Raw genomic sequence first — 22,682 nt, 5'->3', positions numbered from 1 at the left:
GATGCAATACGGCGAGGATTGGTCTAGCATAGGCCGATGGCCGATCTTTTTGCCGATGAATTGCCCGCAACCGCACCAGAAACCCCGCGTGAGGATGCCCCGCTGGCCGATCGCCTGCGCCCGCAGAACCTGCCCGAAATCATCGGGCAGGAACATCTGACCGGCCCCGAAGGCGCGATCGGCCGCATGGTGGCAGCCGGGCGGCTGTCGAGCATGATACTCTGGGGCCCGCCGGGCACCGGCAAGACCAGCATCGCCCGTCTTCTCGCCGATGCGGTGGGCATGCGTTTCACGGCAGTCAGCGCGGTTTTTTCGGGCGTCGCCGATCTGAAGAAGGCGTTTGCCGAAGCCGATGTGGCGGCACGCGCGGGCCAACGCACCTTGCTGTTCGTGGATGAAATCCATCGTTTCAACCGCGCGCAACAGGATGGTTTCCTGCCCTTTGTCGAACGCGGCACTGTGACACTGGTGGGCGCGACGACCGAAAATCCCAGCTTTGCGCTCAACGCCGCCCTGCTCAGCCGCGCACAAGTGCTGATCCTGCACCGGCTTGATGCCGCCGCGCTTGCCGTCCTGCTCACGCGCGCGGAAGAACTCGAAGGCCCGCTCCCCCTCACGGCGGACGCACGCGAGGCGCTGGTCGCCTCGGCCGATGGCGACGGGCGATTCCTGCTCAATCAGGCGGAAACGCTTTATGCCGCGCGCATTCCCGAACCGCTCGACCCCGCCGGGCTGGGCAAGTTCCTGCAACGGCGCGTTGCGGTTTACGACAAGGATCGCGACGGGCACTACAATCTGATTTCCGCGCTGCACAAAAGCCTGCGCGGGTCCGACCCGCAGGCCGCGCTCTACTATCTCGCGCGGATGCTCACCGCCGGGGAAGAGCCGCTCTATGTCCTGCGCCGCCTGACCCGCTTCGCCAGCGAGGATATCGGCCTTGCCGATCCGCAGGCGCTGATCCAATGCCTTGCGGCGAAAGACACCTACGAATTTCTCGGCAGCCCCGAAGGCGAACTCGCCATCGTGCAGGCCTGCCTCTATTGTGCGACCGCGCCGAAATCCAACGCCGCCTACAAAGCGCAGAAAGCCGCCTGGGCCAGCGCAAAGGAAACCGGCAGCCTGATGCCCCCCGCCAATATCCTCAATGCGCCGACAAAGCTGATGAAAGATATCGGCTATGGCGCGGGCTACAGCTACGACCACAATGACGACACGGGCTTTTCGGGGGACAATTACTGGCCCGAAGGCATGGCGCCGCAAAGCTATTATGAACCCGTGGAACGCGGCTTCGAACGGCAAGTGATCGAACGCATCGCATACTGGAACAAGCTGCGCGACAAGCGCAACGGCTGAAACATCGATGCAGGCAGGTCGCTTTCGCCATTTTGCCGCCGTGGATTGGTCGGGCGCGGCAGGGGAACGGCAGGCGGGTATCGCGGTCGCGCTCTGCGGGCCGGAGGGCGATGCGCCGCGCCTGATTCGCGCCGGCCACAGATGGTCACGCGCCGATGTGCTCGCATGGCTGGTGGATGCCTTGCCGGAGGATACGCTTGTAGGCCTCGATCTCGGCATCTCGCTGCCGTTCGCCGATTCCGGGGCCTTTTTCCCCGCATGGGACGCAAGCCCGCCCGATGCCCGCACGCTTTGGGCCATGATCGACACGATCTGCGCCACCGATCCCCATCTGGGCGCCACGGCCTTCGTCGATCACCCCGAGGCGAGCCGCTATTTCCGGCGTCATGGCGGACGAGAGGGTGAACGGTTTGGCGCCAATGGCCAGCCTGGCGGGCGCGGCCGATTCCGCGTGACCGAACACGCCCAACAACTGGTCGGCTGCAAACCCTACAGCAATTTCAATCTGGTAGGCGCAGCGCAAGTCGGGAAATCGAGCCTTACCGGCATGCGCGTGCTTCATCGGCTGGGTGGCACATTGCCAGTCTGGCCAATCGATCCCCTGCCCGCCACGGGATCGGCCATTGTCGAAATCTACACCTCCCTCGCCGCGATCGAGGCCGGGCGATCATCGGGCCGCACCAAGATGCGCACCCGCGCGGACCTCAACGCGGCACTGGCGGCCTTCGACAGCCCGCCTTTCCACGCCCGCGTTCCGTTAAGCGATCACACCACCGACGCCCTGCTGACCGCCACCTGGCTCCGCCGCGCAGCCACGCGGGAGGAATTGTGGGCACCAAATGCGCTGACCGATAAAATTGCACGCACAGAGGGCTGGACGTTCGGCGCCATTTGAAGCAAGGAGCCCCAGCACGCAGCCATGCGCATGGGCCGGCTTAGCTCAGTTGGTAGAGCACCTGATTTGTAATCAGGGGGCCACGGGTTCGAATCCTGTAGCCGGCACCATATCCCCACGCACGCACCGGCCCTATCGAAACAGGCTTACCAGCTTGATCGGGCCGCCATCGCGATGTCGATTGTTCGTTCGGCGTGGGCCTGCAGTTCTTCGTGGGTCAGTTTGCCCGTGGATGTTTCGTAAAGCTGATAGCCGCCAATCGCCGAGACGATCATCAGCGCCACTCCTTCGGCATCGCGCACGGGGATATCGTCGCGCGCGGCGGCAGCGATGATATCGTCGCGCATGATGCGCACCATGTAGCGATAACCAACTTCGGAAATCGATGCCGCCAGATCGGGGAAGCGATGCTGAACCGTGGATAGCGCCCGCTGGAAGGATCGGACATCGGGTTGCACCAGCGAATTGACCATCATGCGGGCGTGATGGCGCAGCCGCTGTTCGATGTCATCGGTGAGCAGGTGATCGAACCGGGCTGCTTCGGTGGAATGCTGCGCGATCATATCCAGGGTGACCGCAGTAAACAGGGCCTCCTTGGACGCATGGCGCGCATAGAGCGTACCCTTGGAAATTCCGACGGCCGCAGCCACCTGTTCCATCGCCACGGCATCGAAGCCATCGGCAAAGAACATGTCCCGTGCACGTTCGAGAATGACCCGATCGATAGCGCTGGCCCGCGCGAGGCTGGGGCGCCCCCTTTTTGGTTGCAATGCGACGTTCGTTGTAGCCATGGCCCAGTCTTCTACAGACCTGCGCACCAGGGACAATAGGGCGCGTTCCCCGTCTGCGAGCGAAAGGCGCCCGCCCGTCAGGCAAACAGCTGCGCGCGCACCCAGTCGATCGAGGTATCCGCACTGGCCAGCCGCGCCTTGCCCAGCAACCGGTTCCAGTAGCTTTCGGAACCGTCAGCAAGGCGCCATTCGTAGAGCCTGCGCACATAGAGCTGCAGATCGTATTCCTCGCTGATACCGATTGCGCCATGCACCGCATGGGCGGTCGCCGCGATACGCCCCGCCACCGCGCTCGTCACCGATTTCGCCGTGGCGACGGCCGCCAGCGACGCCACCACCCCGCCTGCGCAACCGAGTTGCGCAGCGAGACGGGAAGCCACCACATCTTCGGCCATCACCGCGAGATTCTGTTGCAGCGCCTGTTGCCGCCCGATCGGTTTGCCAAACTGCACCCGTTCGTTGGCATAGGCCGTGGTCATTTCCAGCAACCGCTCTGCCGCGCCGGCCATGCCTGTTGCCCGAACGAGCGCCGCAACGGCGCGCAGCCCCCCGGTAATCGCGGGAAGCACGGTTCCGGCGGGTACAGCGTCCCAGCGCATACGCGCCGCCAGACTGCCGTTGACCCCGGTCGGCTGCGGATTGCCCGATCCCGCATCGGCCAGCACGAGGGCACCATCGCATTCGAGCAGCACATGGCTGGCCACGAGGCCTGATGGCACGACCGTATCCTGCCCGGCGCGCGCCACGGCAAAGGCAATCGGCCCTTCCGGCCATGCCTGCCCGGCAGCGGCCAACAGATACCGCGCAAGCATCGTTTCGCCCACCGGCAGCGGCACCGCATGGCGGCCCAGCGCCTGCAACAACGGCCCGACATCGGCCAGCGCCAACCCGGCACCGCCCGCGTGCTCGGGCACGAGCGCATCAAGGAACCCCGATTGCACCAGTTCTTCCCACAACGGGGCGTAAGGCGCACCGCCTTCTATGGCGCGCACCTGTGCCGGGGTGGAAAGCGCCTCCAGCATCTTGTCGAAGGGTTCGAGCAGTTCATTGCGATCCATTTTTTCGTCCCCCTTCTCAACGCAGGCCCATGCCACGGGCGATAATCCCGCGCAGGATTTCACGCGTTCCCCCGCGCAACGAGAAGCTCGGCGCGATCTGCGTGACATACAGCAGCGCGCGATAGAGCCCGGCATCGACCGGCTCGTCCGGGTGCCCGCCAAGATCGTCGCCAATCGCAATCGGCAGTTCCTGTTCAAGACTGGTGCCGAGATCCTTCACCAGCGAGGCTTCCACCACCGGGCTTTCGCCCAGCGCCAGCCGCGCGGTGCACGCGATCGACATGGCCCGCAAGGTGGCGAGGCGCGCGGTATAGCCGCCGACCATCGCCAGTGTTGCATCGTCATCGCGCCCCACCGCCTGCAAGTGCCGCACCCAGGCGTCGAGCAGGACCACGCTGGAATAGATGCGTTCCGGCCCGCTGCGTTCGAAGGCCAGTTCGGCCGTCACCTGCTTCCACCCGTCGCCTTCGTTGCCGATCAGGGCATCGGCCCCAAGCTCGACGTTTTCGAAGAAGATTTCGGCAAAATGGGCATCCCCGGTCAGGTCGACGATCGGACGGATCGTGACCCCGGGCGCTTTCAGATCGATGATCAGCTGCGACAGCCCCGCATGGCGATCTTCCGGTTTGCCCGAAGTGCGCAACAGCGCGATCATGTAATCGGAATGCAGCGAATTGGTTGTCCAGATCTTCTGGCCGTTAACCAGCCAGCCCTTGTCGGTCCGTTCGGCGCGGGTGCGCACGCTGGCCAGATCGGACCCCGCGCCGGGTTCGCTCATCCCGATGCAGAAGAACGCCTCACCCCGGCAGACGCGCGGGATATAGAATTCCCGTTGCGCCTCGGTCCCGAACTTGAGGATCAGCGGCGCGCTCTGCCGGTCAGCGATCCAGTGCGCCGCGACCGGGGCACCGGCCGCCAGGAGTTCTTCCACCACAACGAAACGCGCGAAAGGCCCCCGCTCCTGCCCGCCATAGCTTTTCGGCAGATTGAGCCCGAGAAACCCTTCCTGCCCCAGCAGACGGCTGAATGCCGCGTCGAACCCGAGCCAGCTTTTGGCGCGGCTTTCCACGGGCATGTCGGCAATGGCCTGTTGCACAACGGCGCGGATTTTCGGGCGCAGCGCCTCGTCTTCATCAGGCAGGCTGGCAAGTGCAAGCGTATCGAACACAATCAATTCCCTGCTGTTGTCCCGGCTGCACCGCTGCCGCCGTCGTGGCGCAGATGGAACAGGCTGGCGTGATTGTTCAAATATTTATTTCCATCATTCCGATACCGATTGAATATCACCTTGTTCACAGGCCACCGCCACGAAATTGCGCACCAGCGGTTCCGCATTCGGGCGCCAGGCAATGCCCATTTCCACCGCAATCGGCTCTGTCAGGGGCATCAACCGTACACCTTCCGGTGCAAAACGCGCCATGCGGGCAGGCACCAGCCCCACCCCCAGCCCCGATTGCACCAGCCCAAGAACGGTTTGCACTTGTGTCGCTTCCTGCGCCACGCGCGGGGTGAAACCAGCCTTCTGGCATGCCAGAATGATGGTGATATGCAGAATGCTGATCGGACCGTGAATGATGAAGGGCAGTTCGGCCAGTTCCGCCAGAGCGATGGATTTGCGGCGGGCCACGGCATGATCGGGGCCCACGGCAACGACCAGATGGTCATGCTCGATCACCTGCGTTTCCAACCCCACCCGGCGCATGATTGGCAAACGGACCAGCCCTGCGTCCAACTTGCGCTCCTCGATCGCATCGGCGATTTCGGCACTGGTTGCTTCCTCCAGTTGCAGTTCGACGCGGGGATAGCGTTCGCGATAGGCGGAAATGATTTTCGGCAGGCGTTCGCTGATCGCCGATCCGACAAAACCGATACGCAACCGGCCCAGTTCCCCCCTGCCCCCTTGCGTCACGGCATCTTTTACCCGCTGCGCCTGTGCCAAAGCCTCGCGCGCCGGTTCAAGCGCCGCCCGCCCCGCAGCGGTCAACCGCACCCCGCGCGCGCCGCGTTCGAACAACGGCACGCCCAGTTCCGCTTCCAGTTTACGGATGGCCACGGTCAGCGGCGGCTGCGATATATTCAGCCGTTCCGCCGCGCGGTGAAAATTCAGCGTTTCAGCGAGAACGGAGAAATAGCGAAGTTGTCGTAGTTCCATGATATACAAAAGCTATCGATTTTGACACATTCAATATTAGCAGAGAAGCCCGGAACGGCCTAGCACAACCCACAACAGACCCGGGAGCACCCGGCATTTGGAGATGGCCCGCACATGGAACCCTTCCTGAAAATCACGCGCGATGACGCGGTTGTTACCGTAACCCTCAATCGCCCGGATGATCGCAACGCGATCACCGAACGGTCGCAGAGCGAGGAATTTGCCGATTTTTGCGCGCAGGCGACACGCGATCTGTCCATTCGGGCCATTATTCTGACAGGTGCGGGCAAGGCCTTCTGTTCGGGCGGCAACGTCAAGAACATGCGCGACAAGGAAGGCATGTTCGCGGGCACACCCTATGAACAGCGCAATTATTACCGCACCAGCGTGCAGATGATCGGCAATGCCCTGATCGCGCTGGAAGTGCCGATCATCGCGGCGATCAATGGCCCGGCCATCGGCCTCGGGCTCGACATTACCTGTATGTGCGACATCCGTATCGCATCTGACCGGGCGGTCATGGCCGAAAGCTATGTAAAGCTGGGCATCATTCCCGGCGGCGGCGGTGCGTGGCTCCTGCCCCGGGTGATCGGCATGGCACGCGCCAGCCAGATGACGCTGACCGGCGATACCATCGATGCCGCCAAGGCGCTCGAATACGGGCTGGTCAGCGAAGTCGTGCCGGGTGAACAACTGCTCGACCGGGCGCGCGAAATCGCAGACAGCATCGCCACCAACCCCGGCCACGCCACCCGCATGGCCAAGCGCCTGATGCGTGAAGGGCAGCACATGCAACTGGGCTCGCTGCTGGAAATGGCCGCCGCCTATCAGGCGCTGTCGCACCACACCGATGATCATCACGAAGCGATCGAAGCCTTTCTCGACAAGCGTGAACCGCATTTCACAGGACGCTGATCGTGTCTGAAACCGTACAATCCGCCGGCCCACTTGCCGGGTTGACCGTACTTGACCTCTCGCGCGTGCTGGCCGGGCCATGGTCTTCGCAGATGTTGGGCGATCTGGGCGCGAATGTGATCAAGGTCGAACAACCGGGGCAAGGGGACGACACCCGCCGCTGGGGCCCGCCGTTTCTCGAAGATGGGTCGAACGACGCCGCCTATTACCTCTGCACCAATCGCAACAAGCAATCGATCGCGATCAACATGGCGGAGCCGGAAGGCGCCGCGCTGATCCGCAAGCTGGCAGCACAGGCCGATATCGTGCTGGAAAACTTCCGCGTGGGCGGGCTGGTCAAATACGGGCTGGATTATGACTCGCTGCGCGCGATCTGCCCCGATGTCATCTATTGTTCGATCACCGGGTTCGGTCAGGATGGCCCCTACAAGGATCGCGGGGGCTACGATTTCCTGATTCAGGGGATGAGCGGACTGATGAGCGTGACCGGCCATCCCGACGGGGAACCGGGCGGCGGGCCGACCAAGGTCGGCGTGCCGATCAGCGATCTGGTTACCGGGCTCTATGCCACGATTTCGATCCTCGCCGCGTTGAACCACCGCAATGCCACAGGCGAAGGCCAGTACATCGATTGCGCGCTGCTGGACGGGCAGGTTGCGCTGCTGGTCAATCAGGCGTCGAATTACCTCAACGGCGGCATGATCCCGCGCCGGCTGGGCAATGCCCATCCCAACACCGTGCCCTATCAGGACTTTTCTTGTGCCGATGGCGATGTGCTGGTGGCGCTGGGCAACGATCGCCAGTTCCGCGCGTTCTGCGCGCTGATCGGTCGCGACGATCTGGCAGGGGACCCACGCTTTGCCTCCAATGGCGGGCGCAGCACCCATCGCGGCGTGCTGATCCCGGCGATGCAGGAAACCATCGCCGCATGGCAATCGGCCGATCTCATCACGGCGATGGAAAAGGCGAAACTGCCCGGCGGCAAAGTCAACGAAATCCCGGAAATTCTCGCCGATCCCCAGATCGCCCATCGCGGGCTGGTACACGATATGCAGCGGTCCGACGGCACGCCGGTCAAAGTGATCGGGTTTCCCGGCAAACTGTCGCGCACCCCGGCCACCTATCGCAAGGCCCCGCCCCGCTGCGGCGAAGATACCGCCGCCGTGCTGGGCGAGGCACTGGGGCTGGACGAAGCGGAAATCGCGCGTCTGATGGCGGCCGGGATTATCGCGGACAGCCTCTAGGGCCGGGTGAATGCACACGGGCCCGCCACGGGGCGGGCCGTGCCGGGCACCGTCAGTGTCCGTTTTGCCAGACTTGGGCGAAGAACGGATTGGCCTTCGCCGCCGCATCGTATGTCGATGGGTCGACCATGCAGGTGGGGCACCAGTGCCCGCCCCGCAACATCAGGCGCGGGGTCATCGCAAATTCATGCCCGGCGCCGCAGCGCCAGTGCGCCTGTTCGCCCGCCGCGATTTCCCCGTCGCTGAGAATCTGCGCACCGCGAAACGCGGCTGCGGCCCCGAGGTCCGCCCGTGTCCAGTGATCTTCGTGCTGTGCCGTATCGTAGCCATGATCGAGGTAGGACGGATCGCGTGACGGCTGCTCCAGCGGGAAGGCATCCCAGGTTCGCGGCAGGGCTTCCCACGCCGCCCGCGAACCGAAGAACGGACGGATATGCGCCTCGTCATTGCTGGCGATCCAGTTCAGTGTGCCGCCCGGCCCTTCGGCCAGCTTCTGCATCCGCTGGCGCCCCGCCTTTCCGGCAAACCGCGCGCCCAGCTTCACATAGAACGGTACCGAACGCGACAGTGCGGTGAAGAAATCGTCCAGCGTTTCGCGGCGATAGGGGACCAGTGCCTCCAGCCGGTCGGAATCGCTGTACCATTGCCCGTGGAAGTTGCGGGTGGCCGACCAGTGGGGCAATTGCATGTCGCGAAAATCCTTCGCCCCCAATGCCCGCGCCGCGCCTGCGGCGAATTCATGCGTGGTCGTGCGCATCCTCTCGCCACCGCCGATATTGTAGAAGCCGCGCCACACCGCGTCCGGCACCGTGTCTTCGCAGAGGTTCGCGGCCAGTCGCCCCGAATCCCCCACAGTGATCCATTCGAACACGCCGTTCCAGGGATTGTGGAACACGATCGGATCGTGAATCTTCCACATATTGGTATGCAACATGCCCGTCTGGCGCAGCGAGACCCAACGCGCGAGGCCGGATTCCGCCACGATCGCTTCGGCCATGGTCTTGCTGACCGCATAGTGATCGAAGGCACTGATCTTGATCGGATCGCCCGTGCGGCCCCAATGGATCGGCGCATTGCGATCCCCCGTCTGCGCCACCGTACCGATATAGACCAGCGCGATCCTGTCCGGTTCCGCCTGCGCCCTGATCGCATCCACGATATTGCGGGCGCCGCCCACATTCACCTGCATGGTCAATTCGGGATAGCGATCGGCGAAAGGCGAAACCATGCCCCCGATATGCAGCACCTGATCCGCGCCGGTGACGCCTTTCAGAACATCGCCGTAGACGGTGAGATCGCCCCAGATCACCTCGAACGCGGGATTCCCCGCATAACGGCGCAGGATCGGGTGCCCCTTCTCCTCAGGCCGGACCAGCGCCCGCACATGGAAGCGGTCCGTGCGCTGCATCAGTTCGTGCAGCGTGGCCCCACCCATGTTGCCCGTCGCGCCGGTGAGGAAAATCACCTTTTTGTCCATTATCGCCCCCGCCCAAAAAAACGCCGCCGTACGTTGCGTACGGCGGCATGCAGTTTACCCGGATCCGCGGAGGGATGGAGAGTTTTCCTTCCGTCAGGATCAGAATTTGTAGCTGGCGGTAATCCCTGCCTCACGCGGGTTGGTTACCGTGACGAGGCGATAGCCGGAATTGTAGTCGCCCAACGGCCCCGACGTCGCCTGAACGAAATTGCCCAGTCCGATGTTCGATATCCGCTGCTGATTGAGCACGTTCTTGACGAACAACGCGACTTCCCAACCGGTTTCCCCGCTACGCACACCGGCATAGAGATTGACCAAGGTCTGGCTGCGATACTTGTAATCGACCTTCTGCGAGGTGAAGCCCGGACGGTAGCTGACCAGGCCGCGCACGAACGGCACCACATTGCCCATCGGGAAACGCAGTTCGGTGTTTGCCGACATCGAGAAGTCCGGCACTTCGGCCAGTCGTCCGTTGGACGCGCAATAGCTCACATTGCCGGTGCCCTGCACTGTCGATGGACCGTTCTGATTGGGGACGCCCGAACCGTCAAAGTCGTTGCATGGCAGCATCGCCTTTTTGTAGCGCGCATGGGCATAGGAGGCGTTGACCGCGAGATCCCAGTCGTTGGTGACCCGGCCGCTCAGCTCCGCCTCGATCCCTTTGACTTCGGCATCGCCATTATAGTTGAACTGGAAAATGCCCTGATGGCGGCTGTCACCGGCCGATTCCCAATAGATATCGTTAAAGCGGCTGAGGAAGTTCTGGATCTTCTGGTAATAGGCCGAAACGGAATAGTTCCAGCGACGCTCCCCGAACGTGCCTTTCAGCCCGATTTCGTAGGAATCGGTCTTCTCGTTCTTCGTGGCAATCAGATCGTCGGTAATGCCCGCAGGGGTGGAAACACCCGTGCTGCCCTGGCGGAAGGCCCGGCCATAGGCCGCATAGACCGTGGCCGCAGGGCTGATTTCATAGGTAACGTTGATCCCGCCGGTGAGCGGCTTGCTCTTGTGCTTTTGCAGATGCGGCGGGACAATCTCGTAAGGCGGAATGACAATCTGTGTTGCAAAGCCGGGCGCGAGGAAATTGGGCCCCATGGTCAGGCCCATTTGCGTTGTCTGGGTCGATTTCATGATCGAATAGCGCAGTCCGCCTTCGATCTTGAACGGCCCCGCCGCGTACCGCAGGTTGCCACTGAAGGAGAGCGTATCCGTATCCACGGGAACGGTCACCGACGTGCTGATCGGCAAATAGGGCGGAACACCCAGGCCTGTTTGCGCCATGCTGCCGATCGATACCGGGAACAGGAAATTGTCGTTCCGCTGGTTGAAGAGCGTGGTGCCGGTCTGCTTGGTATAGAACGCGCCCACGCCCCATCCGAAACCTTCGGTATTGTTGGACGTCAGACGCAGTTCGCCCGTCCACACCTTGTAAGGCGTTTTGACATAAGACGCGCCGATATAATCGGGCACGGCATTGCCGTAATCGAGGTCGTAGTGGCTGGTCAGCGTGGAATGCTGATAGGCCCCAACCGCCGAAAGCGTGACCGCGCCCAGATCCCAGTCGAGATTGAGATTGACGAGGTGGCTCTTGTTGTCGCGCTGGAACAAGCCTTCGGTCACCGAACGGCGATCCCGCACGTCCAGCGGCGGGCCCGAGGATACGCTGGTGTCGGGGACCAGAAGATTGCCGCCGCAAGCCGCAGCATCAAAAACGCAACCCGCGATATACCCCGGATGCCCGCCCTCACCGATCGCCTGCCAATACTGGCGGTTCTTCGCATGGAGATACTGGTAGCTGAGGTAAGCGGTGAAATTGTCGCTGGGCCGGAAGCCGAGCGTGGCGCGCACGCTTTCCGTGCGGCTGCGCGAATACTGGTCATCGCGATTGACATTGCGCACATGGTTGAGACGATTGCCATCGATCAGCCCGGCAACGCGAAATGCCAGCTTGTCCGACAGTGGCACGGAGACGCCGCCTTGCAGGTTATAGCCATCGCGCAGCGTGGCGGTGCCCTGAATATTGCCCTCGACCGCATCGAAGCTCGGGCGGCGGCTGGTAATCGTGATCGATCCGGCCGGTGCCGAAAGCCCGCGCAGCAAGCCCTGCGGCCCGCGCAGCACTTCGATCTGCTGAATATCATACAGGGCGGTGTAAACCGTTTGCGCATCGACCGGGGCTTCGTTGAAATAGACGCGCACCGACGGGCCGGTACCCTGATCCGGGTCGAACGACACCCCGCGCAGCGTGGTTGCGTTGTTGCGACCGGTTGTATTGGTCAGTTCAAGGCCTGGCGCCAGCTGCTGAATGCCGGAAACATCGAGGATATTCAGCTTTGCCATCTGTTCGCCGGTCGCCACGTTGACCGTCATCGGCACGTCCTGCAGCGATTCCGCGCGGCGGGTGGCCGTCACGATAATCTCGCTGGTCTGGCTGGCACCGCTCTCCGCCTGAGCATGACCAATGTTGGGCATGGCGAGCACCGATGCGCTGCCGCACAACAGCCACGCACGCAAAAGGACATTGTTTGCCATCAAGATTCCTCTCCTGTCAGTCGATTTTTTCATTGCGTTTATTAGAACGCTTACGTTCGAAATATAAAGACGGATCGGCCCGGTCAATGCCACACGCACGTCCTCCGGCATTTTTCACACCAGGGCGTTTCATTGTGTTGCACCGGCGCATCACATGCATGCGGCCGGGATCGAAATCACCGCTTGAAACCCGCGCCAATCAATGTAAGTGAATACTCACAATTACAACGGACAGATTCGGGAGACGTGATGTCCACTAACGAAAAGCTTGCGCGCGCCATGGATTCCCTGCCTTTGCCCGACAGTGCCGAACTGTCCCGGGCGCTGGCAGAAGCCAATGTGCAGACATTGCTCGCCGCCTATGCGCATCTGTCACGCGATTTCGCGCTGCTGGATCGCTTTGCACCGCACATCAAGCCTGCGTTTTCCGGCGAAATCACAGTCATCCCCGATGATCTGGCCGAAGAACTGCGCGGCAAGATGCGGCATCTGCTGACCACCGGCGAAGGCCTGCACAAGGATGCACCTTCCGATGCCCTGATCCAGCGCATCATGTCGGTGACCGTGGGCGAAGCGGTGGAAGACGAATTCATCGACGCCGTATTCGACCAGTGCGGTTTCCGCCCGTGGATCGATCGTTCGCAAGTGGAAGGTCGCCGCAAGCCGCCCGCGAATTTCAAGGTTCTCGTCATCGGCGCCGGGCTCACCGGCATGGCCGCTGCCACCAAACTGCGCGAAGCCGGTTACGACTATGTCGTGATCGAAAAGAACAGCGATGTCGGCGGCACCTGGTATGAAAACCGCTACCCCGGCGTCGGTGTCGACACGCCCAGCCACTTCTACAGCTTCAGCTGGGAAATCTGGCCGGACTGGACGCATTATCACCCGCAGGGTGCCGATATGCAGCGCTACATGCTGGCGGTCGCCGACAAGTATAAGCTGCGTGAAAACATGCGCTTCGGCACGGCGGTCGAAACGCTGGTCTATGACGACAAGTCCGGCACCTGGACTGTGACCGTGCGCAACCCCGATGGTTCGCATGAAGATATCGTGGCCAATGCGGTGATCAACGGCCACGGTCCGGTCAATCGTTTCCGCTGGCCCGATATTCCCGGCCTCAACGATTTCGATGGCCCGGTGGTGCACACCGCCAACTGGCCGGCCGATCTCGATGTAACCGGCAAACGCGTGGCCGTGATCGGCACAGGCGCCAGCTCCGCGCAGCTGGTGGGCGCGATCGCCCCCAAAGTCGCCAGCCTGAACGTCTATCAACGTACGAAGCATTGGGTGCTGTCCAATCCCGAAATCGCCGATGATGTGAGCGAAGGGATGAAGTGGGCCCTGACCCACATCCCCACCTATCTCGAATGGTTCCGCTTCCGCGTGTACTGGAATGCGGCCGACGGGCTGTTCAGCAACGTGCTGAAAGATCCGGAATGGGAAGGCAACAGTCTGGCCGTTTCCGCCGCCAACGAAGGCATCCGGCAATATGCGCTGTCCCATCTCCATGCACGCATGGCCGATCGCCCGGACATCATCGAGAAGCTCACCCCGGATTTCCCGATTTTCTCCAAGCGCATCATCCTCGACAATGGCTGGCTCGACGCGCTGGCGCGCGACAATGTGCATCTGGAAACGGGCGGTATCGCACGCATCCTGCCCAATGGCGTGGAAGGTAAGGACGGCACTTTCTACGAATGCGACATCATCGTCTGCGCCACCGGGTTCAACGTCGCAAAAATGATCGGCAATCTGACGATCAAGGGCGTCGGCGGCCGCGATCTGGGTGAAGAATGGGGTGAAGACGATGCCCGGTCCTATATGGGCATGTGCATTCCGGGCTATCCCAACTACTTCCACACGGTCGGCCCCAACAGCGCCCCCAACCACGCCGCCGGCCAGAACATGATTTCCGAATGTCAGGTGAACTGGATTATCGAAGCACTCGACCGGATCGTGGAAGCCGATGCCAAGGCCTTCGAAGTAAAACAGGACGCCTATGACGCCTGGAACCGCAAGGTCGAGGAACGGATGCCCGAGATGATCTGGACCCATCCCGGCGCCAACAGTTACTACAACAATTCCAAGGGCCGCGTATTCCTGTCATGGCCGTGGCGTCTGGTGGATTTCTTCACCGAAACCCGCCGCCCGGCGGAAGGCAGCTACGACCTGCACAAATAGGCATGTGGGCGGGGTGCACGGTGTGCGCCCTCCTCACCAAAGGAAACGGCCGTTCCCCGCATCACCGGAGCGGCCGTTTTCGATTCTGGCCTGATGGCATCCGCCCGTTTTGCCTCGGGCGTTCCGGTGCCGATGCGTTTCCGACCAACCGCCTATTGCGGCCGGGCGGCGTAATCGATGCGAATACGGACCCATTTGCCGATCACCGGCTTGCCCTGCAGCGATGGGGGCCGCACGAGAAAATGGGATGATGCGGACACCGCCGCCCGGCCGATATTGGTCCCGCCGGGGGTCTCGCTCACCACAACGCACTTGTCGACGCGGTACTGCGGCCGCGTGCGGCACGCGATCACCGCTGACCCCTGCCCTTTTGCCGGCGCCAGATACCGCAACCATTCCGCCTGCGTCGGCTGGCGGTACCACGATGCGGCATAAAGCGGCTGACCGTTGGGCGCGACGCTGCCCGTACGCGGCGTATCGGGCGGACCACCCGCATTGGCCGCCCCCACCGCCTGCCCATCACCCGCCCCGGCGCCCGTGGCAGGCGCCGCAGGGGCAGCCGCTGCGGCAGGCGCGGGTGGCCCGGCCAGTGCGCCCGAACTGTCCGCAGCGGGTGCCTGTTCGGGCGTCAGTTGCAGGATACTGGCCAGCGATGGTTTCGGCTCGGGATCGGGGCGCGGGGCGGGCGTGGGCTGCGCCGGGCGCGGTTTCGGTTGTGGACTGGGCGACGGTTTCGTTTCGGGCTGCTTCGGTTGCGGCTCGGGTTCCGGTTCAGGCTCCGGCTCGGGTTCAGGCTCTTTCTCCTTCTCCGCCTCCTCCTGCTTTTCCGGTTCCTTCTTCTCTACCTGCTCTTCCTGCTTCTGCTGTTCTTCCTGTTCGGCGCTGGCCGTGAATGTCGACAGGGCAGGCACTTTGTCCGGCAGCACCGCCTGCACCTGCCCAAGACTGAGCATCAGAAGAAGGAACAGCCCCTGAATCAGGACCGATAGCGTGATCCCGATCACACGGCGCCCGAACATTCCCCGCCCGCCATCTGGCGAACGATTGAAGGAGGAATAATCAGGGGTGTACAAAAACGATCGCTTCCGCTGGCTGCATCACGACCGGAGCGGTCATGCGGGGGTTAACGCATCATCGCGGTGACCTGCCCCGCGAAATCTGAATGGCAGCTTAGCATTCACGGTATGGCCGCAAAGAGCAAAACGGCCCGTGCTTCTGGCGGGACGAACGCCCCGCCATGCGTAAATGTCGCCCGATCACGCCTGCGCAGGCCGCGCCGCCACGCTTTCCTACAGCGGCAAAACCTGCCTTAAGCTATGCGATGGACCGCAAAAAAGCGTCATTTTCAACCCTTGCGCCACCCCATGGGGTCAGACGCGGCCAAGTGGTAGCATGGTACCGTCCCGGAAGGTTACACATGCTGCACCGGCACCCTCGACCATCAGCCCAACCGTGCCGGACAAAGGCTGGATCGAAATCCCCCACCGGTCCAAGGGCTTCCCCCGGCCGCGATACTGGCGCGCGCGCCCGCAGGCCGCGCATATGCCGCTGGCCATGCGCGCGTTATCGGGCCGTTCTGTGTCACCCCGGACGGGCGCGGCGCGGTGCCATCAGCACCCCGCCACGCCATGGCATCGCATCAATAACGCAGGCCGATCGCCCCGTCGTGATAGATCGACGCCCCAGTCATGAAGCGGGATTCATCCGATGCCAGATAGACAAAGGCATGCGCGGTGTCCTCCGGCTGGCTGGAAATACCCAGCGGCCCCATGGCGGCCAGCGCGGCTTCCGCCGCCTCGGTCGATTCCCACAAGCCCTGCCGGACATAGTCCTCGAACCCTTCGCGCAGGATCGGGGTCATGGTCATCCCCGGATGGATCGAGTTCACCCGGATGCGCTTGCTGCCCAGTTCCTGCGCGGCGCAGATCGTCAGCATCCGACCCGCCGATTTCGACACGTGATAACCGATATTGTTCGCATTGGGCATGTACGACGCCATCGACAGATTGTTGATGATCGATCCACCGCCTTCAAACCGCTCCACCGCCGATGCGAGATGCGGTGTGGCATATTTGATGCCCAGGAACAGCGCATCGTGATTGACCGCCATGACCGTGCGCAGATCTTCCAGCGATGTGTTCAGCACACCGCCATGGATCGACAGCCCCGCATTGTTGACCAGCACGTCCAGCTGGCCGAACTGCGCCACCGTATCGCCGATCACCCGTTGCCAGTCTGCCTCGCTGGTCACATCCTGCTGCACCAGCCGGAACGCCCCGGCATGGCCGTCTGCGGCCACACTATCGCTGATCGCCTGCGCCTGATCCGCCCGCATATCGGTGCCGATCACGGCCTTTGCCCCTTCGCGCAACAGGGCGCGGCACACGGCCACCCCGATATTGCCTTCACGGCCAGCACCGGTCACGATGGCGACCTTGCCTTCTACTCTTCCCATCATGCTTTTCCTTGTCGATCAGGCGATAAACTGGCGGAACAACGGCCACGGCACATCGGACGTGTACATCCCGGCATCGTCCATCGAATCTTTCGGGATTTCGAACTGGTCGGTGCTGAAGGCCTGGTCGAAATTGGCCATGGCATCCTCGATCGTCCAATCCTTGTCAGTGGCGCGGTATCCGGCTGTCACACCGGCAAACACGCGCGCATAGCCGCCGCCGCCGACCGTGAACATTTCGCCATTGCAGGGCGCGTCTTCATGGGCGAGCATGGCCACCACCGGGGCGACCGAACGCGGCGGAAAATCACGGTGCATCAACGCGTTGATTTCCGGGCCCATCAGCTCGGTCATCCGGCTTCCGGCAATCGGCATGATACAATTGGTGCGAATGTTCCAGCCATTGGCCGCGCTGGCCGACCCGAGGCAGCGGGTGATTGCCCAGACCGCGCCCTTGGCCGCGGGATAGGGCACGCCCGATCCCATGCCGAACCACGACCCCGAACAGACGTTGACGATCCGGCCATAATCGTTGGCCTTCATCTGCGACCAGACTTCGCGACACAGATAGAAGGTGCCGCTGGCGGCGACGGAAATGTCCTTGTCCCACTGGTCGTCGGTCAGCGTTTCCAGCGGCCCGCCGCCGCTGACGATCCCGGCATTGTTGACGAGGATATCCACCCGGCCCCAGCGTTGCATGGCATCGGCCACGATCGCCTTCGCACTGGCCGATGTCGCCACGCTCTGCGTATTCGCTTCGGCGATGCCTCCCTTGGAACGGATCTCCTCCGCAGCGGCGGCGGCATAGTCGGTGTCCGCCCCTTCCCCGGTGAAGTTGCCCCCCAGATCGTTCACCAGAACTTTCGCCCCGCGTGCAGCCAGAAGGCTGGCGTATTCCTTGCCCAGACCGCCACCGGCACCGGTGACAATCGCAACTTTTCCATCAAAATTGAGCGTGCTCATGCACCCTTCTCCTCTCTTGCTGTCAATCGCCGCCGTTCACGCGGCGTTGTGTGTTTTCAGAAATGCCGCCGCGTCCTGCAGGACGTCGCGCGCGCCGGGCAGAAACCCGACCCACGACGCGAAGCCGTGAACCATGCCGGGATAGCGTTTCTGCTGCACTTCCACGCCCGCCCCGGCCACTTTGGCGGCAAAGTTTTCGGCATCATCGCGCGACGGATCGCATTCGGCGGTTCCCACGAACGTCGGCGGCAAGCCAGCATGGCTGGCCGCCCGCGAAGGGGATGCCAGCGGATCGTCCTGCTGCGACGGATCGGAGAGGAACTGTTCCCAGAACCAGTCGACATCATCACGCTGAAGAATGGGGCCATCGGCAAATTCGCGCGAAGATGGCGTATCGTCCGAAGGATAGTTGCACGACCCGTAGATGTTCACGAGTGCGCGCAAGGCAGGCCCTCCCGCATCCCGTGCCCGCAGCGCGACAGACGCGGCGAGATTGCCCCCGGCGCTGTCGCCCGCCACGGACAGGCGCGTGGCATCGCCGCCCAGGTCCGCCGCATGAGCTGCGGCCCACTGCAACGCGGCCCAGCAATCGTCCGGCGCGGCAGGGAACGGGTGTTCCGGCGCAAGGCGATAGTCGACCGACACCACCAGCGTTTCGCCCCATGCACAGAGCGCGCGGGCAATCATGTCTTGCGTATCGAGATCGCCCACCACGAACCCGCCACCGTGCATGTACAGCGTGACCGGGAACGGCCCGTCACCCTGCGGCGTGTAAAGTCGCAGGGCAAGATCCCCGCCCGGCCCTGTAATCGTGCGATCTTCCACATCGGCGACCACTGCGTCCTGTGCCGGAGGAATGGCCACCGAACTGTCCCGCACCGATTGACGCAGCATATCCAGCGGAATGGCACGCACCCCGGGCCACGGCGGCGCATTGGCAAGCATCGCCTCAATCTGCGGGTCAATCGGCATCCTTCGGTCTCCTCATTCCGTCGTTTTGTGTTTGTCCGGCACAGGGCACGCCCGATGAATCGCGGCGCACACTTCCATGACAATTTGGAACGCAATTATAGCCAAGCCCGCCTCGCAGCAACTCTTAATAAGCGTTTACTCACTTTGATAGCCCCCGTAGACCCATGGTCAACGAGGAAGAGGAGTGATCAGACAGTGAGAGCAATGGTTCTGGACGCATTTGGCGGCCCCGAAGTCATGCACATGGACGAAATCGCACGCCCGGCGGCGACCCCCGGCAATGTCGTGGTGCAGGTGGCCTATGCCAGTGTGAACCCGGCAGACTGGAAAGCGCGCGAAGGCTGGCTGTCCCGCTATTTCGATTACGAATTCCCGTTCGTCGTGGGTTTTGACGCAGCAGGAATCGTCGCCGAAGTGGGCGAAGGGGTGGAAGGGCTGGCCGTGGGCGACCGGGTGGTGACACCGGGCAACCAGGGCATGGGCGAACGCGGTTCCTACGCCGAATATGTCCGCGCCGCAGCGGAACGGGTGGTCCGGCTGCCCGATCATGTCAGCCTGCGCGATGCCGCCACCTTGCCGACTGCGGGCATGACCGCCTGGGAAGCGACCATCGACGTGGGTCAGGCGGCCACTGGCAAGACGGTGATCGTCAACGGCGGCGCAGGGGGCACGGGCAGTTTCGCAATCCAGATCGCGCGACTGGCGGGCGCACGTGTGGCCGCGACATGCAGCCCGAACAACTCTGCCTATGTCGCATCGCTGGGTGCGGAACGGGCCATCAATTACCGCGAAGGCGATGTCTATGCGCAAATCCGCGACTGGGCGCCCGAAGGGGTGGACGTGGTGGTCGACACTGTCGGTCAGGGCACTTTCGTCGATGTGGTCGATGTAATGCGGCGCGGCGGGATCGTGGCACCGATCGGCACGCTGATCCCCGAAGAACGCACGATCGATCCGGCGAAAGCCGAGGCCGCGGGCGTGACGGTGATCCCGACCGTGTCGACTTTCCCCAACCAGCCCCGGCAATTGCGCGCACTGGTGGAAGCGCTCGCCGATGGCGGCATCAGGACACCCGAATACACGATTCTCCCACTGGATCAGGCGAGCGAAGCCCACCGGCGAGTGCAGGACGGCCATGTTCGCGGAAAAATTCTCCTCGAAGTCGATGCCGCGCTCGATACACAGGGGTGATAATGGCTGAAAACTGTCGATTTTCCGCCAAACGGTGAAAATTTTCCGCCGCCTCCGCGCTTAACCCATTTGGGTGATGTGCGGGGGTGGCAGAGGAATAACATCCGCGTCCAGTTTCAGGCCTTTGAGCTCGGGAGAGAAGCGAATGAAGTTTTCCATCATTTATGAAGCGCAGATGGTCGATACCTCGCGCGAAAATGAACAGGCTGTTTTCCATCAGATCGTCGACCAGGCGAAATATGCCGAAGAAATGGGCTTCGACTGCATCTGGTGCGTCGAACACACCGCGCTGACCCAGTATGCGCACATGTCGGCCCCGGAAACCGTGCTGGCTTTCATCGCCGGCGCAACCAGCCGCATTCACGTCGGCCACGGCGTGGTCTGCCTGCCGCCGGCCATGAACCATCCGGTGAAAGTTGCAGAACGCATTGCCACGCTCGACATCCTGTCGAAGGGCCGTTTGCACTTCGGCGTCGGCAAAGGCGGCACGCAGCAGGAAGCCGGCACCTTCGGCTACAACCTCGAAGAACTGCAGCCGATGATCGACGAAAGCATGTACCTGATCCCCAAGATCATGGTGCAGGACGAGATCGAGCATGACGGCACGTATGTGAAGATCCCGAAGCGCCCGATCCACCCCAGCCCCTATCAGGATCCGCATCCGCCGATGTACATGGCCTGCACCCGCGAGCACACGCTGGTCGCCGCTGGCGAACGCGGCATTGGCGCGCTGGTTCTCGGTTTCTCGGGCCCCGAAGAAATCGCCAAGAAGAACGCGATCTATCGCGAAGCCTATCGCAATCGTAAGCCCGAAGATCAGGTCGGCTTCCGCCCGACCGAACACCTTGCCGCGCTTTGCGCTGCGACCGTGCTCGACGACCGCGAAAAGGCCCGCAAGATCGGCCTGCGCGGCCAGCGCTTCTTCGCTGAATCGATCGCCTACTGGTATCAGGGCGGCCCCAAGCCGACGATCGACGAAAACCTTTCGGGCGACGAACAGGCGGCGATCCTCGACAAGGAAAAGCAGCAGACCATTGCTTACCTGTCGGAAGAAGCCATTCCGGTGGGTGACGAACACTTGTCGAACTACAACATCGCACAGGACGCCTACGGCACGCCGGACGACTGCATCCGTTATGTGCAGCGCCTGATCGATGCCGGTGCCGACGAAATCCTGTTCATGTTCCAGATGGGCGGTATTCCGCACGACGTGATCATGGAAACGATCCGCAACATCGGCGAGAAGGTCATTCCGCACTTCCGCAATCAGGCCGCTGCGAAGCAGGTTGAAACTGTGGCTGGCTGAATGCCCTGATTTATGTCTATGGGTTGGGGATGGACCAGCGTGTCGATCCCCAATTCTCTGAATTGCTTGTTCGCCTTTACGGCGACCTTACTGGCGAACGGCCATGGGAAGCCTTTCTCAAGGCACTGGCCACCTGGCTCGATTCCACCTTTTCCACGCTGATCATCACGGCCCCGGGTACACATATCCCGGGCACGTACGTGACCCCCGGCGCCGACCCGGTGTTTCAGGCCCGCTATCTCGAATCCTTTTTCGCCGTCGATCCGTTCAAGGATCTGCCCGATGGTAAGGTCACCTCGTTCACGGAATTCATCAGCCAGATGGCGATGGAAGAATACGCCGCCTATCGCGACTATCTCGACGTGGCGGGCGGCGAACAGGTGCTGGCCGTGGACATGCGCTTCGCCAGCCAGTTCGAAGCCCGTTTCCGTGTCTCGCGCGACAAGTCCCTGCCCGATTTCACCGCCTCGGACCGTAACGCCTTGCAAGCGTTGGTACCGCATTTGCGGATTGCCGTCGGCCTGTTCGAGAAGCTGCAACTGGCGGGCGCAGAACATGGTGTGTTCGAAAGCGCGACAGAAGGGCTTGGTCTGGCGCTGCTCGTCCTCGACCGCAACAATCGCATCGTTTCCAGCAATGCGCTGGCCGAACGCTTCCTTGATGAAGGTGAAGGCGTGCGCCGCGCGGGTGACACGCTGGCGTTCGACAATGCCGAACCGCGCAAGATCATTGCCGACCTGCTGGCCAGCCCGCAGGCACAGGCCAAAGTCACCCGGTTTCGCATCGAACGGGCGGATCGCGGCGATCTGATCGCCTCAGCCCGCGCGATGAACCTGCCCGCCATCCATTCGGGCACCGGGGCTCTGGCGCTGTTTCTCGCGCTTCCCGGCGAAGAAACGCAGTTGCAGCCGCAAACTGTCCGCGAACTGTTTGGCCTGACCATGGCGGAAGCGCGGCTGGCGGTCACACTTACGCAGGGGCTGTCCCTGGTGGAGGCCGCGCAGAAACTGGGGATCACCCACAACACCGCGAAAACCCAGCTTCGCGCAATTTTTGCCAAAACCGGTGCACGCCGCCAATCACAATTGGTCAGCATTCTCGCATCGACAGGGGCATGATCGATAGAAAGTAAGTTGCACCGGATATCCAGCGCACTGACTTCGCCGCGCACACCCCCGATTTTTCCCGGAAATACGT

General features: G+C 62.5%; 18 protein-coding genes and 1 tRNA gene. 9 read left to right on the top strand and 10 right to left on the bottom strand.

The window, feature by feature from the left end:
* Window positions 1-36 precede the first annotated feature (36 nt).
* From EGO55_RS13945 to EGO55_RS13935, 3 genes are all read left to right on the top strand, one after another.
* A complete protein-coding gene (locus EGO55_RS13945; RefSeq protein WP_021688773.1) occupies window positions 37-1,353 on the top strand; it encodes a replication-associated recombination protein A in 1,317 nt (438 codons plus the stop codon).
* 7 nt (window positions 1,354-1,360) lie between these two features.
* Window positions 1,361-2,248 (top strand): hypothetical protein, encoded by an 888-nt coding sequence (locus EGO55_RS13940; protein WP_021688774.1) that lies wholly within the window; start codon window positions 1,361-1,363, stop codon window positions 2,246-2,248.
* A gap of 34 nt (window positions 2,249-2,282) precedes the next feature.
* Window positions 2,283-2,358 (top strand) — tRNA-Thr (locus EGO55_RS13935).
* 36 nt (window positions 2,359-2,394) lie between these two features.
* Here the strand turns inward: EGO55_RS13935 and EGO55_RS13930 are convergent.
* The 4 genes from EGO55_RS13930 to EGO55_RS13915 form a co-directional block, all read right to left on the bottom strand.
* Window positions 2,395-3,039 (bottom strand): TetR/AcrR family transcriptional regulator, encoded by a 645-nt coding sequence (locus EGO55_RS13930; RefSeq protein WP_021688775.1) that lies wholly within the window; start codon window positions 3,037-3,039, stop codon window positions 2,395-2,397.
* 77 nt (window positions 3,040-3,116) lie between these two features.
* Window positions 3,117-4,097, bottom strand: a complete 981-nt coding sequence (locus EGO55_RS13925) for an acyl-CoA dehydrogenase family protein (RefSeq protein ID WP_021688776.1) — start codon at window positions 4,095-4,097, stop codon at window positions 3,117-3,119.
* Between the two features lie 16 nt (window positions 4,098-4,113).
* Window positions 4,114-5,265, bottom strand: coding sequence for an acyl-CoA dehydrogenase family protein (locus EGO55_RS13920; protein ID WP_201798916.1), 1,152 nt, complete (start codon window positions 5,263-5,265; stop codon window positions 4,114-4,116).
* 93 nt (window positions 5,266-5,358) lie between these two features.
* A complete protein-coding gene (locus EGO55_RS13915; protein WP_021688778.1) occupies window positions 5,359-6,249 on the bottom strand; it encodes a LysR substrate-binding domain-containing protein in 891 nt (296 codons plus the stop codon).
* A gap of 114 nt (window positions 6,250-6,363) precedes the next feature.
* On the opposite strand from EGO55_RS13915, the gene EGO55_RS13910 reads away from it, so the two are divergent.
* Both EGO55_RS13910 and EGO55_RS13905 read left to right on the top strand, forming a co-directional pair.
* Complete coding sequence (locus EGO55_RS13910; protein ID WP_021688779.1) at window positions 6,364-7,164, top strand: crotonase/enoyl-CoA hydratase family protein; 801 nt, start codon at window positions 6,364-6,366, stop codon at window positions 7,162-7,164.
* A gap of 2 nt (window positions 7,165-7,166) precedes the next feature.
* Complete coding sequence (locus tag EGO55_RS13905; protein WP_021688780.1) at window positions 7,167-8,408, top strand: CaiB/BaiF CoA transferase family protein; 1,242 nt, start codon at window positions 7,167-7,169, stop codon at window positions 8,406-8,408.
* Between the two features lie 52 nt (window positions 8,409-8,460).
* Here the strand turns inward: EGO55_RS13905 and EGO55_RS13900 are convergent, their stop codons facing one another.
* Window positions 8,461-9,885, bottom strand: coding sequence for an NAD-dependent epimerase/dehydratase family protein (locus tag EGO55_RS13900; RefSeq protein WP_021688781.1), 1,425 nt, complete (start codon window positions 9,883-9,885; stop codon window positions 8,461-8,463).
* Between the two features lie 99 nt (window positions 9,886-9,984).
* The gene (locus tag EGO55_RS13895; protein WP_021688782.1) at window positions 9,985-12,417 is read right to left on the bottom strand and encodes a TonB-dependent receptor; all 2,433 of its coding nucleotides are present in this window, start codon (window positions 12,415-12,417) and stop codon (window positions 9,985-9,987) included.
* A 249-nt stretch (window positions 12,418-12,666) separates the two neighbouring features.
* Between EGO55_RS13895 and EGO55_RS13890 the strand changes: the two genes are divergently transcribed.
* Window positions 12,667-14,598, top strand: coding sequence for a flavin-containing monooxygenase (locus tag EGO55_RS13890; protein ID WP_021688783.1), 1,932 nt, complete (start codon window positions 12,667-12,669; stop codon window positions 14,596-14,598).
* A 152-nt stretch (window positions 14,599-14,750) separates the two neighbouring features.
* On the opposite strand, the gene EGO55_RS13885 is transcribed toward EGO55_RS13890, so the two are convergent.
* From EGO55_RS13885 to EGO55_RS13870, 4 genes are all read right to left on the bottom strand, one after another.
* Window positions 14,751-15,617, bottom strand: a complete 867-nt coding sequence (locus EGO55_RS13885; protein WP_021688784.1) for a hypothetical protein — start codon at window positions 15,615-15,617, stop codon at window positions 14,751-14,753.
* A gap of 620 nt (window positions 15,618-16,237) precedes the next feature.
* Entirely contained in the window at window positions 16,238-17,053 is an 816-nt protein-coding gene (locus EGO55_RS13880) for an SDR family NAD(P)-dependent oxidoreductase (RefSeq protein ID WP_040714690.1), read from the bottom strand.
* Between the two features lie 18 nt (window positions 17,054-17,071).
* The gene (locus tag EGO55_RS13875) at window positions 17,072-18,016 is read right to left on the bottom strand and encodes an SDR family NAD(P)-dependent oxidoreductase (RefSeq protein ID WP_021688786.1); all 945 of its coding nucleotides are present in this window, start codon (window positions 18,014-18,016) and stop codon (window positions 17,072-17,074) included.
* A gap of 36 nt (window positions 18,017-18,052) precedes the next feature.
* The gene (locus tag EGO55_RS13870) at window positions 18,053-18,988 is read right to left on the bottom strand and encodes an alpha/beta hydrolase (protein ID WP_021688787.1); all 936 of its coding nucleotides are present in this window, start codon (window positions 18,986-18,988) and stop codon (window positions 18,053-18,055) included.
* Window positions 18,989-19,192: 204 nt separating this feature from the next.
* On the opposite strand from EGO55_RS13870, the gene EGO55_RS13865 reads away from it, so the two are divergent.
* The 3 genes from EGO55_RS13865 (at window position 19,193) to EGO55_RS13855 (ending at window position 22,603) form a co-directional block, all read left to right on the top strand.
* Window positions 19,193-20,179, top strand: a complete 987-nt coding sequence (locus tag EGO55_RS13865) for a quinone oxidoreductase family protein (RefSeq protein ID WP_021688788.1) — start codon at window positions 19,193-19,195, stop codon at window positions 20,177-20,179.
* A 145-nt stretch (window positions 20,180-20,324) separates the two neighbouring features.
* The gene (locus EGO55_RS13860; protein ID WP_021688789.1) at window positions 20,325-21,485 is read left to right on the top strand and encodes an LLM class flavin-dependent oxidoreductase; all 1,161 of its coding nucleotides are present in this window, start codon (window positions 20,325-20,327) and stop codon (window positions 21,483-21,485) included.
* Between the two features lie 29 nt (window positions 21,486-21,514).
* On the top strand, window positions 21,515-22,603 hold the full coding sequence (locus EGO55_RS13855; protein WP_021688790.1) for a helix-turn-helix transcriptional regulator: 1,089 nt from the start codon (window positions 21,515-21,517) through the stop codon (window positions 22,601-22,603).
* Window positions 22,604-22,682: the final 79 nt, after the last annotated feature.

It is taken from the genome of Caenibius tardaugens NBRC 16725 (assembly GCF_003860345.1).
Classification (GTDB): domain Bacteria; phylum Pseudomonadota; class Alphaproteobacteria; order Sphingomonadales; family Sphingomonadaceae; genus Caenibius; species Caenibius tardaugens.
This window is presented reverse-complemented; position numbering and strand designations above follow the sequence as displayed.

Coding starts and splice junctions, on each gene's coding strand:
- EGO55_RS13945 (WP_021688773.1), top strand. CDS start 37: ATGGCCGATCTTTTTGCCGATGAATTGCCCGCAACCGCACCAGAAACC.
- EGO55_RS13940 (WP_021688774.1), top strand. CDS start 1,361: ATGCAGGCAGGTCGCTTTCGCCATTTTGCCGCCGTGGATTGGTCGGGC.
- EGO55_RS13930 (WP_021688775.1), bottom strand. CDS start 3,039: ATGGCTACAACGAACGTCGCATTGCAACCAAAAAGGGGGCGCCCCAGC.
- EGO55_RS13925 (WP_021688776.1), bottom strand. CDS start 4,097: ATGGATCGCAATGAACTGCTCGAACCCTTCGACAAGATGCTGGAGGCG.
- EGO55_RS13915 (WP_021688778.1), bottom strand. CDS start 6,249: ATGGAACTACGACAACTTCGCTATTTCTCCGTTCTCGCTGAAACGCTG.
- EGO55_RS13910 (WP_021688779.1), top strand. CDS start 6,364: ATGGAACCCTTCCTGAAAATCACGCGCGATGACGCGGTTGTTACCGTA.
- EGO55_RS13900 (WP_021688781.1), bottom strand. CDS start 9,885: ATGGACAAAAAGGTGATTTTCCTCACCGGCGCGACGGGCAACATGGGT.
- EGO55_RS13895 (WP_021688782.1), bottom strand. CDS start 12,417: ATGGCAAACAATGTCCTTTTGCGTGCGTGGCTGTTGTGCGGCAGCGCA.
- EGO55_RS13890 (WP_021688783.1), top strand. CDS start 12,667: ATGTCCACTAACGAAAAGCTTGCGCGCGCCATGGATTCCCTGCCTTTG.
- EGO55_RS13885 (WP_021688784.1), bottom strand. CDS start 15,617: ATGTTCGGGCGCCGTGTGATCGGGATCACGCTATCGGTCCTGATTCAG.
- EGO55_RS13880 (WP_040714690.1), bottom strand. CDS start 17,053: ATGGGAAGAGTAGAAGGCAAGGTCGCCATCGTGACCGGTGCTGGCCGT.
- EGO55_RS13875 (WP_021688786.1), bottom strand. CDS start 18,016: ATGAGCACGCTCAATTTTGATGGAAAAGTTGCGATTGTCACCGGTGCC.
- EGO55_RS13870 (WP_021688787.1), bottom strand. CDS start 18,988: ATGCCGATTGACCCGCAGATTGAGGCGATGCTTGCCAATGCGCCGCCG.
- EGO55_RS13865 (WP_021688788.1), top strand. CDS start 19,193: ATGGTTCTGGACGCATTTGGCGGCCCCGAAGTCATGCACATGGACGAA.
- EGO55_RS13860 (WP_021688789.1), top strand. CDS start 20,325: ATGAAGTTTTCCATCATTTATGAAGCGCAGATGGTCGATACCTCGCGC.
- EGO55_RS13855 (WP_021688790.1), top strand. CDS start 21,515: ATGGACCAGCGTGTCGATCCCCAATTCTCTGAATTGCTTGTTCGCCTT.